This window comes from Acidithiobacillus sp. AMEEHan (genome assembly GCF_030996345.1).
Classification (GTDB): Bacteria; Pseudomonadota; Gammaproteobacteria; order Acidithiobacillales; family Acidithiobacillaceae; genus Igneacidithiobacillus.
This window is the reverse complement of the sequence record NZ_CP118747.1, coordinates 1,638,466-1,652,675: the sequence shown is the minus strand read 5'-3', so window position 1 is coordinate 1,652,675 and position 14,210 is coordinate 1,638,466. Positions and strand designations below refer to the sequence as shown.

The 14,210-nt window shown below is 57.2% G+C and carries 10 protein-coding genes; 5 read left to right on the top strand and 5 right to left on the bottom strand.

Translation table 11 applies throughout. From position 1 onward, the window contains the following. Window position 1 precedes the first annotated feature (1 nt). From ORD17_RS08540 to ORD17_RS08520, 5 genes are all read right to left on the bottom strand, one after another. Entirely contained in the window at window positions 2-382 is a 381-nt protein-coding gene (locus ORD17_RS08540; RefSeq protein ID WP_308387956.1) for a DUF488 family protein, read from the bottom strand. Between the two features lie 14 nt (window positions 383-396). Further along, complete coding sequence (locus ORD17_RS08535) at window positions 397-1,554, bottom strand: HlyD family secretion protein (RefSeq protein ID WP_308387954.1); 1,158 nt, start codon at window positions 1,552-1,554, stop codon at window positions 397-399. Continuing rightward, window positions 1,547-2,983 carry an efflux transporter outer membrane subunit gene (locus tag ORD17_RS08530; RefSeq protein WP_308387952.1) on the bottom strand — a complete coding sequence of 479 codons (1,437 nt, stop codon included), beginning with the start codon at window positions 2,981-2,983 and terminating at the stop codon, window positions 1,547-1,549. The genes ORD17_RS08535 and ORD17_RS08530 overlap by 8 nt, the downstream gene beginning before the upstream one ends. Further along, the gene (locus ORD17_RS08525; RefSeq protein WP_308387950.1) at window positions 2,980-4,566 is read right to left on the bottom strand and encodes an MFS transporter; all 1,587 of its coding nucleotides are present in this window, start codon (window positions 4,564-4,566) and stop codon (window positions 2,980-2,982) included. Before ORD17_RS08525 ends, ORD17_RS08530 begins: the two co-directional genes overlap by 4 nt. A gap of 110 nt (window positions 4,567-4,676) precedes the next feature. Further along, window positions 4,677-6,239: an MFS transporter gene (locus tag ORD17_RS08520; RefSeq protein WP_308387948.1), complete on the bottom strand. Its 1,563-nt coding sequence runs from the start codon at window positions 6,237-6,239 to the stop codon at window positions 4,677-4,679. 96 nt (window positions 6,240-6,335) lie between these two features. Here ORD17_RS08520 and ORD17_RS08515 point away from each other — a divergent pair, with 96 nt between their 5' ends. The 5 genes from ORD17_RS08515 (at window position 6,336) to nirB (ending at window position 14,199) form a co-directional block, all read left to right on the top strand. Then, a complete protein-coding gene (locus ORD17_RS08515) occupies window positions 6,336-7,232 on the top strand; it encodes a LysR family transcriptional regulator (protein WP_308387946.1) in 897 nt (298 codons plus the stop codon). Window positions 7,233-7,372: 140 nt separating this feature from the next. Beyond that, entirely contained in the window at window positions 7,373-8,578 is a 1,206-nt protein-coding gene (locus ORD17_RS08510; protein WP_308387944.1) for a CmpA/NrtA family ABC transporter substrate-binding protein, read from the top strand. Between the two features lie 251 nt (window positions 8,579-8,829). Beyond that, on the top strand, window positions 8,830-10,230 hold the full coding sequence (locus ORD17_RS08505) for an MFS transporter (protein ID WP_308387942.1): 1,401 nt from the start codon (window positions 8,830-8,832) through the stop codon (window positions 10,228-10,230). Between the two features lie 71 nt (window positions 10,231-10,301). Beyond that, window positions 10,302-11,546 (top strand): alginate export family protein, encoded by a 1,245-nt coding sequence (locus ORD17_RS08500; RefSeq protein WP_308387941.1) that lies wholly within the window; start codon window positions 10,302-10,304, stop codon window positions 11,544-11,546. 223 nt (window positions 11,547-11,769) lie between these two features. Then, window positions 11,770-14,199, top strand: a complete 2,430-nt coding sequence (gene nirB, locus ORD17_RS08495; protein WP_308387939.1) for a nitrite reductase large subunit NirB — start codon at window positions 11,770-11,772, stop codon at window positions 14,197-14,199. Window positions 14,200-14,210 lie beyond the last annotated feature (11 nt).

Here is a 14,210-nt window from a genome sequence, read left to right as displayed (position 1 = left end):
TTCACTTCTCCTCGGAAGTGGAGGATTGCAACTGCTCAAGAAACTCCTGGAGTACGAGAGCAGCGTTGTGCTCTGGGTCGTGGGCGGCATAGAGCAGGAGTAAAGGACCTTGTTGCGCCGCGACAAGAAGCTGGACGGCTGCCTCTTGATGCCCCGACAACTCACTCCAGTAGCGACGGCGAAAATCCTCCCAGCGCGCCGGGTCATGCCCAAACCACTGGCGCAATTCCGTGCTGGGAGCAAGATCCTTGGGCCAGGCGTCGAGCGCCAGGTCACTCTTGCGCACGCCTCGTGGCCACAAGCGTTCCGCCAGCACCCGATATCCTGGAGGGAATGGTCGATCATAAACACGCCAGGTCGATATGTTTGTGGAATTCTGCATGCAATCCTCCTCGCTCAGGCATTCTGCGCAATGATCTTGCTGGCCAGCGTTTGGGCCTCTGACATCTCCCTCCCGTAGAGCATAGTCTGGTAGCCCTGGATGGGAGTTTGGGTGATAGGTTGGAGTACGCCTTTTCCATGCCGGGCGATGTCGATCTGCACCAGCATGGACAAGCCCGGGCGCAAGGGATGCTCGGCGAGTTCCTTGACGGGTAGAGCGATGCGTATCGGTACCCGCTCAACGATATGGATATAATTTCCGGTGGCATTTTCCGGCGGCAGAATGGCAAAGGCACTGCCAGCACCGGGGAGCAGCCCTTGCACCACACCATGATAGACGACGCCAGAACCATAGTAATAGGTGGTCAGGCGCACCGGTTGACCAGGTCGCACCCTCGCCATTTCCGTTTCTTTGATGTTGGCGACCACCCAGAGCTGATTCAGGGGAACCACCGTAAAGAGACGTTCGCCGGAATGGACCATGAGGCCGGGGTAAGCGGCACGTTGGGCAACAAAGCCGCTGACTGGCGCGCGCAGATTCCGCCGTGCCCAGGCGATATAGGCTTGCTCTAGATGCGCCACGGCAGCGCGTACCTTGGGATTGCTCTGCAAGGTGGTCCCGCCCACGACCGCCGCAGCGGCCGCCAGTTGCGCCTTAGTTGCCCTCATCTGCGCCTGAAGGGCGCGAATATCGGCCTGGGTGTTGCTGATCTGGATGCTGGCTACAGCGTCTCCCTTTGCCGCTTTCTGGTAACGTGCCAAATCTCCCTGGAGTTTTTGCAACTGAGCGCCTTGCGCCTGCAAGGTCTGCTGCACCTTATCCACCTCGGAAAAACTCTGGCGCAGGCGGCGTACGGTTTTTCCCAGGGTTGCTTCGGCTTGGCGCAGTGCCAGGTAACTGCGATCTCCCTGCACCGTCGCCAGCAGCTGGCCGGCATGCACATACTCGGTATTTTCTGCCAATACCTGCCGGATGGTGCCCGCCGTTTGCGCCTGGACGGGGATGATGTTGCCCTGCACATAGGCATCATTGCTGCTGATGCGACGGCTGCCGATCAACAGCCACCACAGCCCCCACAAGCCCGCGACCAGTAATAACACCAGAAAAAAGATCAGAAAATTCCGCTTTCTTCGAGCGGCCGCGGGGGAATAATTTTGGTTTTCTTCAGTCATGCGGATGCTCTTTTGTGATAGCAGAATACCCTCCACCCAAGGCGGACTCCAGGAGTGCCCAGTTTTGCCAAGCTGCGGTTTGGAGCATGATTTCCTGCTCTTCCAACCGAATCAGACGGATCCGCACTGGGATCCGCGTGCCGCCATCTTGTAAACCGCTTTGCCAAGCGGTCTCCTGCACCTGCCATTGGGCACGCTGCGCCCGCTCGGCATGCGCCAGGGCAGATTCTTGGCGCAGCAGAGCTCGGCGGGTACTCAACAGGTCGGCGACCTGTCGCAAGGCCTGGAGGATGCGATTTTGGTAGTGGTCCTGCGCCGCCAGGTAGACCGCATTCTGCGCCCGCAGGGCAGCACGCAAGGCGCCGCCTTCGAAGATGGGTAGGGTAATGGCCGGCCCCAAGGCATGGGCAAAGTTGGCCGGGTCGAAAAGATCTGCCAGATGGATGCTGTTCCAGCCGGCCAGGAGATGCAGATTGATATTGGGATAGAAGGCCACCTTTGCCGCCCCCACCCGTGCCGCCGCTGCCTCCACCGCCCAGCGCGCCGCGACAATGTCCGGGCGATGCCCGAGCAGATTCGAGGGAAGATTCCGAGGCACGCCGGCAAGGGGGGGCGAGGCTTGCGCCGACGAAGGCGCGGCGGAAATTTGCACGCCTGGACCTTGACCGCAGAGGGCGGCTATGGCGTGACGTTCGGCAGCGGCGGCAGCCCGCAATTGCGCGATACGCTCGGCTGACTGGGCCAAACTGGTGCTCGCCTCGTGCAGCGGTATTGCCGACTGCAAACCACTCCTGAACCCGGCCTGCGCCACGCTTAGTGCGCGTTTTTGCCAAGCCCGTAGGCGCAACTCCGCACGTAACAGGCTTTCGTCTCCTCGCAAGGCAAAGTAATGGATGGCCACGGCGGAACTCACGAGCAGGCGCGCGTCGGCCTCTTCCGCCTGGCGCATCGCCAGCTCGCCGCGCGCGGCACGCACCAAATCTCGATCTTGCCCCCAGAGATCGACGTGGTACTGCAGGAGCAAGGGATTGAATTCGGCAAAAGTATTGCTCGTGCCATTGGCCTGCAAGTGCAAGCCCTGCGCCGAAAAATACTGCTGGGTGAGCTGAAAACCCGCGGCGAGATGAGGCAGGAGACGGGAGTGAGCGCGGGTCACTTGTGCCTCGGCGTAGAGTACCCTGGCCCCGGCCGCGTGCAGTTCGGGATTCTGCCGCAAGGCGGCGGCCACCAGTTCGTCCAATTGGCGACTCTTTGCGGCTTTCCACCAATCTGCTTGCGGCCAGGAAGCCGTCGATGCAGCGCGCTGCGAAAACGCGAGACTTTGGGGAGAAAAGGCCGGGTTCTGCGGTAGATGCGTCGGGATGCGCGCGCAGGCAGCGAGGGCTAAAAATACCAGTGTCATACCCAGAAGCGAGAGCTGCCTTCTCATGGCTCTGCCAACCCGACCGCCGTCATAGTCTCAGCCTGCGACTCACCGCTGGGCTGCGGGCGCCGGGCGAGAAGGCCCAAGAACGCCAAGGCGAGGAAGACCCAAGCGGCCAGAAAAAACATCTCATTGAACGCTAGCATGGCGGCCTGCTCATGCACCCGTGCGGCAAATATCTTCTCGGCACCGAGACTGCCCAGGCGATTGCTGAGCAGGCTGAGCTGCCTGCTCCAAGCCTGCAGATTGCTGCCCTGTACCTCCACCATGAAATGGCGGTGCAGCGACAAACGCCTTCCCCACAGTCCAATGATGATGGGAATGCCCATGGCTTGTCCCAGCGCCTGCAGAGAGCTCAGCATCCTCATCATGCCTTCTGCAGGTGTGGCACTCAGGCCCCAAGCACCTATCCGCGTCCAACCGGCAAAGCTTCCACCCAATGCCAGTCCAGCAAGAGCGAGAGGCTGGTCCAGGCTTTGGGGAGTAGTTGGAAGGTTGTAGGAAGACAGCCAGAAGGCGGAGACTGCCAGCAAAGACATCGCGATCCCCATCCAGAAGCGCGGGTCGATTCTACCGCGCAGGCAGTGGCCTAGGGCGACACTGAAAAAGGCAGGAACAGCCATACTCAGGAATATCTCGCCAACGGCGCGCGCGCTGTAATGGAAGCTCAATTGATAATGAATGATGAAAAGTGCCAGCAGCCCCTGGAATACGACTGCTGATACGAATAACCCAAGGGCAGCCACTATCGCGTTGCTTTGCCGAATACTGGGAAAATGGTATAGAGCCCCGGAGCGATTCGGGATTTTGCGCAGGGTCCACACGAAAAAGATGATCACCCCCGCAATGGCCAGCGCACGAATCGAAGAGGAACGCCACCAATCATCCTTGCCACCAAGATTGAGAGCCATCTCCCAGAGCAGGAGAGCAGATGACAAAAGGGCATAAGACCACCAGTCCATTTGCTTTTTTTCCACTTTTGCCACTGGACGCTGCCACAAGAAAATGCCGAGAAAGCAGAACAGGAGAATCGGGAGATTCAGCAAAAACAGCCAGCGCCATCCCCAACGGTCATCAATCCACCCGCCAAGGAATGGACCAAGAACGAACGGGGTAACGGCGAGGAGACCCCAGATCAGCAAGGCATAATGGCGGGTACGTTGTCGATAGCGTCGCAACAGGAGAGGCAAAGACAGCGGAATACTCAACCCTCCAGCGAGGCCGGAAACGATTCTTGCGTCTAGGAATACTGTATAATTTTGCGTCCAGGAATTGAGCGCAGACGTAAGAAAAAATATCGCATAACAAAAAAGCAAAGCCTTCCGTGCATCATAATGCTGTCGCATCCAGGGCGCGACGAGAAAAGCACTGGCCACAGCAAAAAAATACAGATCCTGGGTCCACACGCCATAAAGGATATTGCGGCCAAAACTAGCGATGATACGCGGCACCATGGGCAAGTAGGCACCACCGTTCAGGAGAACCAGAAAGTATCCCGTCAGAACGGCTGCATTGACGCCCAAGAAGGCATCCGGATGGCCTCGACAACAATTGCGAAGCACCCGCAGGTACACTCTTCGAAATTCCATAGGCCTTTGCAGTCTAGCAACCCGCGAAGACCAAGAACAATGATGCGTCCACATCCAGCTCTGCGACGACAAAAATTCTGCAATGCCCAGCTTGGATTGGGAGGCAGAAGTCATGGCTCTACCAACTCCACCGCTGCCATTTTTTCGGCCCGCGACTCACCGCTCGGCCGCGGGCGACGGACGAGAAGGCTCCAACAAGCGAGCCCCAGAAAAATCCATCCCGCCCAGAAAAAAATCTCGTTGAATGCCAACATGGCGGCCTGCTGTTGTAGCTGTCCGGCCAGGTGTTGCAGACCTCCCAGCGGCCCCAGATCCAGACGCAAGCGGGTACGCGCCTCCTGCCAAAGAGTGAGATTGTTGCCACGATCCTCCACGAGAAAATGACGGTGCAAATCGCTGCGACGCTCCCAAAGTCCGGCGACCAAGGGAATGCCCATGGCTTGGCCAGTGCTGCGCAGCAGATTCAGCAGAGTTGCCGCCCGTTGTTCCTCCTGACCGGAAAGGCCCCAAACCCCCATACGCGCCCAAGAGCCGAAGACTCCGCCCAAGCCCAGGCCTACCAAGGCAGGAGGCCCCACCAGGCTAGACGGAGACGCCGGAAGATCGTAGGAGGAGAGCCAAAAAGCAGCTGCGGCAAGGAGGATCATGCTGAGCAGCGCCCAGGGACGGGGATCGAAACGCGCCAAATACCAATGGCTCAGCGCAACACTCAGGGGTGCAAAAATGGCCAGACTCAGAAGGATCTTGCCAATGGCGTCGGCGCTGTAGCCGAAGGCCAATTGATACTGCACGATGAGCAGGGCCAGAGTGCCCTGAAAAACGAGGGCAGTGCTGAAAATGCCGGCAGCAGCCAAGGCAACGCTCAGATGACGAAAAGGGCGCAGGTCCACGGCCGCTTGCTCGTGACTACGCGACCAAAGTATTGCCGCTGAGAGCAGGATCAAGGCTCCCAGAAAAAGCAAGCGAAACTCTCCTGAACGCCACCAATCGTCCCTACTGCCTAGGTTGAACGCCATTTCAGCGCTGAGCAAGGCGGCGCAAAACAACAGGTAACCGAACCAATCGAAACGCGCAGGACCTCGCGAAGAGGCTTCCTCCCAGAACAGCACCCCCAAAAAGCTCGCCAGCAGGATGGGCAGATTGAGCAGAAACAGCCAACGCCAACCCCAGACATCGGCAATCCAACCGCCAACGAACGGACCCAGGGCGAAGGGGGTTACGGCAGCGAAGCCCCAGAGCAACAAGCCGATGCTGCGGTGTTTGGCATGGTAATGACGCAGGAGGATGTTGAGGGACAATGGAATGCTGAGCCCACCGGCAAAGCCTGCCGCTACCCGCGCCAACAGGAATACCGCATAGTCCTGGGTCACGGCATTCAGCAGCGCGGTCACAAACAAAGCTAGGAGGCAGGCAAGCAGGCCATCGCGATCGCCCCAACGACGACTCACCCAAGGTGCAAGCGGAAGAGAAAGACCAAGGGCAAGAAAGTACAGGTCCTGCGTCCAATCGCCGTAGAGCGGTGCACGACCCAAACTCCCACTGATCCGCGGGATCATGGGCAGGTAGGCTCCAGCGTTGAACAGCACCAAAAAGTGGGCAATGCCGACGCTGATGTTCGCCGCCAGAAAACGATCAACCTGACGATGGATGCTCAGTTGGCGCAAGAGATGCAAGATTGCTTTCCGGGAGGCTGGGAAGATGCTGGGGGACTAGCCTAAACAGCTCCTTCCCATTGATCAAAGCGGTAATTCCTATATAAGCTATCGGCTATGTCGATAACGCAAATTCCCTTTGATTTGCTGGAGACTTTTCTCATCGTTGCCGAGCAAGGCAGCGTCAGCAAAGCCGCCAAACTCCTGCACCGCAGCCAGCCCACCATCAGCGAACGTCTGCAACACCTCACGGAACTTGCCGGAGAAGCACTGTACACCCCCGTTGGCCGTGGCGTTCGCTTGACCCCTGCGGGGGAAGCCTATCTTGGGCCAAGCAAAAAACTGCGTGCATTGCGAACGGAATTGGATGACATGCAGCAGCGTCGCCAAGGACTGCAGGAAGGCATTCTGCGCATTGCCGCAACCAATACCGTTGCCAATTATTTTCTTCCCCCATATCTGGTACGTTTTCGTGAGGATCATCCGGAGGTCGAGTTGGTCGTACGGGGCGGGGTCAACGACTGGTCGCAGTACTCACTGATGGATTGGGATCTTTTCTTTCTAGAAGAAGGGACCCCAGTAGATTCTCTGCCGCCCCAGTATCAGTCGACGCCGTGGATAGAAGACGAAATTCTGGCGATCTTCCCCGCGCAGCATCCCCTAGCGCAGAAAGCCTCTCTTACCCTAGCCGATCTGGTAAATGAGCCCCTGATCTGGCGTGAAGCGCAGTCGGGGGTTCGCCAGCGGGTGTTGCAGGAATTTCGCAAGCAGGGTCTGGAGCCCGCGATCCGCATCGAGGTCATGGGGGTGGAAGCCATGGGGACAGCGGTAGCGGCAGGCTTGGGCATTGGCTTCATTACCAACGCCGCTCTGCGCCACCGACCAGACTGGCAGGTCTTGTCGCGCCGGATCGGCGAAACGATCCACTGGACCCTTCATCTCGTTGCACCAACTGCGCCCTATCGTTCTCACACCCTCACCCGTTTTTTGCAGTACCTGCAAGTTCCGCGATGAACAATCCCCTATCGCACGGTCACCGATTGTTGCACCGCCAGTCTTGCATGTTTCTTGCATGCTATAAGCTGACAATGGCGTCCTCGCTCCTGCCTTCGCAGGGGCGAGGTTTTCTTTTTTGAGCTGTGGAGGATCGCGGGATGCGTAATGACGCCGAAATTTCCCTGGGCTACGTTGCCCTCGTCGATAGTGCCCCTTTGCTCGTCGCGCAGGAGCTGGGTCTGTTTGCTCGCGAGGGATTGCGGGTCCGCTTGCAACGGGAGCCTTCCTGGGCAAGCCTGCGGGACCACCTTCTCTTTGGTGATCTCGTTGCAGCACATGCCTTGGCACCATTGCCAATGGCTGCGACACTCGGTATTGCTTCGCCCAGAATCCCCGTCATTACGGGGATGGTCCTCTCCCTGAACGGAAACACCATCACGGTAAGCACGCGCCTGCAGCAACGCCTCACGGAGATGGGGATGGATGCTACGGATGAGCCCGGCAAGATTGGCGTGCTTCTGCACGGATTGTTGCGTTCGGATCCATCCCTACTTCCCCTGCGCTTCGCCGTGGTTTCGCCGATTTCCAACCACCATTATCAGTTGCGCCATTGGTTACGTGCGGCTGGACTTGATGTGGAGCGCGAAGTGGATATTGGCGTGGTTCCGCCTCGTTATATGGTCAATGCCTTGCGCAATGGAGAAATCGATGCCTTTTGTGTCGGTGAACCTTGGGGCACTCTTGCTGCGATGGAAGGCGTTGGGAGGCCAATCATCAGCAGCTATGCTCTCTGGAACAATGTTATGGAAAAGGTTCTCGCAGTGCGCGAGGACTGGGCCACGCGGGAACCAGAACTGCACCAAGCCCTTCTGCGGGCGCTACTCGCTGCCGGCCGCTGGCTGGACTTAGAACCCCAACGGCAACAGGCCGCGTCGTGGATTGCGAGGGCAATAGAAGTTCCGGAAGCCGCGGTTGCTGCAGCATTGAGTGGCGCCATACCAGGTTTACCTCAGCATCCAGATAGGCACGTATTCCATCGTTATGCGGCACAATACCCATGGCGGGAACATGGACATTGGATTGCAGAGCAGATGCGGTTATCTGGCCAATGGCCAGCGCATATTTCGCCGCAATCCGTGGTCGAGCGAGTGTATCGTGGAGATCTGTATCGGCAAGCCGCAGCAACGATCGACGCCCCGATTCCTATGGATGAGCATTCCGGTATCGGGCTCCACTCTCAGCCTTGGCGATTGACTTGCCAGGAGCGGGACATTGTCATGGGAGCAACGAAAATATTTGATGACAGCCAGCTAGGTTCTAGCGATCAGAATTTCGGCATGATCCATAATGGGGACCCCAAATAATGCAATTGCACTATGGTAGTGCGTGGTTTGGACTTTTACGTTGGTTTATTATCCGTCCTGTATGTCTTTGTAACTAATTGTTTTTAATTTATAAGTAGACGAATTTACACTAGACTCGTAGTTGGCACGGATTCTGCTAAAGTCCCTCCAGAGCATCACCCGACGGTGGGTGATGACGCGGAACAAAGGCGTTCCTGACCATTCGTGGTCAGGAACGCCTTCTTGTTTTTCCACTGCTGAAGGAGCCCACAATGCAATCCTTGCTCTCCCAACTCCGCGCAGGCAATTGGCGCGCTTTGCTCGCTAGCTTCCTCTATTTTGATACCGGCTTCACGGTTTGGCTGCTATATGGTCCTTTGGCACCCTATATGATCCACAGCCTCCACCTTTCTCCGATGCAACAGGGCTATCTGGTTGCAATCCCCGTGCTGTCTGCGGCGATTTTGCGCATTGGTTTTGGTAATCTGTATCAAGCGGCAGATGGACGCCGACTCGCGTTGCTCGGCGTTGCTCTTTCCGCCATTCCACCCTTGGTTCTGTCTCTCTACCCCGGACTTCTCGGCTATGACAGCTTGATCATTCTGGGAATTTTATTGGGTGTCGGAGGGGCGAGTTTTGCCGTCGCATTGCCGATGGCAGGCAGCAACTATCCCCCAAAAATTCAGGGTACCGTCCTCGGCATTGCCGCAGCCGGCAATATTGGTGCAGTACTCGACGGTTTTCTCTTTCCCCCGTTGGCTGGCCATTTTGGCTGGACCAACGCAACCGCTGCCGTTCTGCCTTTGCTCGCGCTGGCGGCGTTGACCCTCTGGTTCTGGGGTAAAGATTGCAGCGTAAAAACGGGAAAAGTAGCCCCCGCCGCGTGGAGTTGGGCCTTGACGCTTTTAGGCCTGGCATTTCTGGCAGTGGCCACCCCGCGCGGCTGGCTAGGCTTACATGGGAAGGCAGCACTACTGATGCTGCCGATCTACGGGTTGTTTCTGGCGCTCGTGTTCTTACCCCGTCGCTATTTCTTGGTGCTGCGTGAACGCGATACCTGGGCGTTGATCCTAGTGTATGCCATCACCTTTGGTGGATTCGTCGGCATGTCCGCCTTCGTCAGCCTGTTGCTGGTGAGCCTGTATCACCTGCCCAAGGTCGATGCGGGAATGCTGATGGGACTCTTTGCCTTTACCGGCGCCATCCTCCGCCCCTTTGGTGGAATCGTCGCCGATCGGATTTCTGGGGCACGAGCGTTGCAGTATTTCCTCGCAGCAATCTGCATCATTGATGCCAACTTTGCTCTGTGGACCCCAACGCTGGGCGTAAGCATTTTCTTCCTTTTGCTGCTCTACGCGGCTTTTGGTCTAGGCAATGGCGCCACCTTCCAACTGGTTCCTCTACGTTGGCCGGAAAAAACGGGGCTGATGACTGGCATTATCGGTGCCGCCGGCGGCGTTGGAGGATTCTATCTACCAGTAGTTCTCGGTATTGCCAAAGAGCAGACGGGCAACTATCACGGTGGGTTTGGGGTATTTGCTGGACTCAGCGCTTCGGCCTTGCTCATGGTTGTTCTTTTGCGCAAGCAATGGCTTTCCTGGTCTCAAGCTCATTCCACGCCTGGACACGCGAACCCTCAAGCAAAACTGCAAGTATCTGCCGCCGTGGATTGATCCCTTTTCGCAGTGCTACCGCAGCGGCATAACTGCCGCTGCAGGCCCCCTTTTACCCTCTGGAGTTCGCTATGCGTAATTTCTCGATTCGTCGTTCTATTCTTAGTGCCGCAGTGCTCGCCGCCGTTGTCTTGCCGCAAGGCATCGCCTGGGCCGACCCGATTGCCAATGCAATCACTGGGGGTACCGTCAGCCTGAATCTACGACCCCGCTACGAGTATATGTCGCAAGCGGGCAAGCGAGATGCGAATGCCTTTACGGTGCAGACATTACTCGGACTGGCGAGCAAGCCCATCGCAGGCTTCAGCGCCAATATCCAATTCATCGACGTAGCCGGGATCCTCAATAACTACAACAGCCTGGTAAATGGCAAAACTGCGTACGCAGTGATTCCCGACCCCGAGGAGGTGAACGTCAACCAAGCCTACCTCCAATATCGCGGCCTGGCGGGCCTGCAGGTGCGCGCAGGTCGACAGGAGATCAATCTGGACGACCAACGCTTCGTTGGTGCCGTCGGCTTCCGGCAAACACCGCAGAGCTTCGATGCCGTCTCCTTGCAGGAAAACCCCACTGCTGCCTTTGGCACCTACGCTGCGTACATTTGGCGCATCAAGAATATTCTCAACGAAAATCTTCCGAGTAAAACCTTTCTCGCGGAAACCCACTGGCAACCTTCGTCACTGTTACATGCTCAGGCCTTTGGCTACTGGTATGGGAATCAGGCGAAAAGCGCAATTCCGGGGGCCGCTGCGTGTTTTCTGGTCGGCAATGCACAGGTATGCAATAGCCAGACTCTCGGGCTGCGGTTTCAGGGAGTGGTTCCGATTGCGGAAAAGCTGCAAATTCCTTACGACGCCAGCTATGCCAAGCAGTTACCCTACGATGGTGGTAGCTCGCTGATCAATGCCCAGTATTATCATCTTGGCAGTGGCCTGCGCTGGTCTGGAGTAGGTTTGTTGGCCAACTACATGGTGATGGGGAGCAATCACAACGGTAGCTATGGCTTCCAGACTCCCCTGGCTACCAAGCATGCTTTCAACGGTTGGGCGGAAGTGTTTCTCACCACTCCCAAACAAGGACTGCGCAGCCTCTATTTCACTCTTGAAGGGAAGCTTCTGGATACGGCTCTAGAGGCCACCTACTATGATTTTCGTAGTGCCTATCAAAGCGAATCCTACGGTCACGAGGTTGATCTGTCGGCGATTCATCATTTTTCCCGCCACTGGACTGCTGGCGTCCAATATGCCGACTACCGCAGCAGTCACTACGGGGTCAACACCGAAGGCGCCTGGGTTTTTGTGAATGCCGCATTCTAAAATCTCCCCATAATAGTGCAGATTGCACCATGCCTTGCACTGTCATACGGCAACAGACTTATCTGGACGATTGTAACCCATTGAAATGACAGTATCACACAATGGCATGTTATTTGCTGGGAATTAGTTGAAGCAATCCATCTGATTGTTGGTATGTGAAACGGCAAAGGCGTCGTCAGCATTTACGGCTGGCTACGCCTTTTTTCTTTGGAGAATGGGCAACATGGCAAAAAAAGCGCGCCTGGTGGTAATCGGCAACGGCATGGCAGGAATTCGCACCGTCGAGGAGTTGCTCAAGATGGCGCCAGACCTATATGAAATCACGGTCTTTGGCGACGAGCCGCACCCCAACTACAACCGTATTTTGCTCACCCCGGTGCTCGCTGGCGAAATGCGTCTGGAGGAAACCATCCTCAACGACCACGACTGGTATGCCGAGCACGGCATTACCCTGCGCACCGGCAGTCCGGTGGCGAAGATCGATCGGGTCCGACGCAAAGTGATTACCGAGCAGGGGGAAACGGTTCCGTATGACCGGATTCTCATTGCCACGGGCGCTGCAGCGGCCTTGGCGCCCATCCCCGGCAAGGATCTTCCCGGCGTCTACAGTTACCGTGACATGCGTGACGTGGAAGCGCTGACCCAGGTAAGTGCAGAAGGCGGGGAAGCAGTTATTATCGGCGCCGGCCTCCTCGGCTTGGAGGTGGCCCATGGCTTGAATGCCCGGGGGATGCAGGTAACCGTCGTGCATCGACGGGCCTGGCCTTTAGATAAGCAGCTCGACGCTCGCGGTGGAGCCATGCTGCAGCAGGCAATGGAGGCGCGTGGCATCCGCTTTTTACTGGAGCGAGAAAGCGCTGCGGTGCTGGGTACCGACCGGGTAGAGGGTTTGCAGTTCCAGGACGGCAGCAGCATCCCCGCTCGAATCGTGGTCATGACCGTGGGCATTCGTCCGCGCATCGCCCTCGCAAAAGATGCTGGCCTCGCCTGCGAACAGGGAATTTTGGTCAGTGACACCTTGCAGACCTACGATCCCCGCATCTATGCCGTGGGGGAATGTGTCCAGCACCGCGGAATGACCTATGGTTTAGTCGCACCGCTATTTGAGCAGGCCAAGGTGGCTGCAAACCATCTGGCCGAGTATGGACGTATGCGCTATGAAGGTTCCGTCACTAGCACCAAGCTGAAGGTCACCGGGATTGAACTGTTTTCTGCCGGGGACTTCTTGGGCGGTGAAGACACGGAAGAACTCACCCTGCTCGATGCACATCAAGGAATCTACAAAAAGGTGGTATTACAAAACAGCAAAATCAAGGGGATTTTGTTGTACGGCGACACCAGCATCGGTCCCTGGCTTTTCGAACACCTGCGCCAAGAAAGTGATATTTCCACCATGCGTGACCACCTTCTCTTTGGAGAAACCCATTTGGGCGACGCAGGACACTCCGGGGCCAGCCAAGCAGCTAGATTGCCCGATAGTGCCGAGATCTGTGGCTGCAATGGAGTCAGTAAAGGGCAAATCGTGCATGCGATTCGGGAGGGCTTATTTACCGTCGAGGAGGTGCGCAAATGTACCAAGGCAAGTGCCTCCTGCGGCTCCTGCACCGGTCTCGTCGAACAATTATTGATGAGCACACTCGGTGGCGTATACGACGGAAGCGCACGAAAAAAAGCCATCTGCGCTTGCACGGACTACACTCATCAAGAAGTGCGCGATGCCATTCGTAAGGAAAAATTGCTATCTGTTCGGGAAACATTTCGTTTTCTCGGTTGGCGTAACCCTGGTGGTTGTGCCAGTTGTCGTCCGGCGGTCAATTACTATGTGCGTGCTGCTTGGCCAGCAGAGGGAAAAGATGATCCCTCGGCGCGATTCATCAACGAGCGCGCCCACGCCAATATCCAAAAGGACGGAACCTATTCGGTCGTTCCGCGCATTTACGGCGGCGTGACTACGCCAGCCGAATTGAAGCGCATTGCCGAAGTTGCCGAGCGTCATGCCGTCCCCATGGTCAAATTTACCGGGGGACAGCGCCTGGATTTGCTCGGCGTTGCAAAGGAGAAACTGCCGGTCATTTGGGCAGAGCTCGATATGCCCTCCGGACACGCCTATGGCAAGGCACTGCGTACGGTGAAATCCTGCGTGGGCAAGGAATTTTGTCGTTTTGGAGTACAGGACAGCACCCAGCTTGCCATTGATCTCGAGAAAAACTTGGAACGCATGTGGGCACCCCACAAAGTCAAGCTCGCCGCCTCGGGCTGCCCACGCAACTGCGCCGAAAGCACGATCAAGGACGTGGGTGTCATTGGGGTGGACTCTGGCTGGGAGATCTATGTCGGTGGCAACGGCGGGATGAAGGTGCGCGCCGCCGATTTGCTCACCAAGGTCAAGACCGAGGCCGAGGTTATCGAGATCAGTAAAGCATTTTTGCAAATGTATCGAGAGGATGCGCAGTACCTGGAACGTACCGCGCCATGGGTGGAGCGGGTCGGTCTGGAACGTATCAAAGCGCGGGTCGTCGATGACCTGGAGCAGCGCAAGGCCCTAGCCCAGGCGTTGGACTTTGCCATTGCCCAAGAAAAGGACCCCTGGGCGGAAGCGGTCGCGGGTCGTCTGGACATTCACGCTGGGCCATTACGCCGGATTTCGGCCTAAGGAGGGCAAAA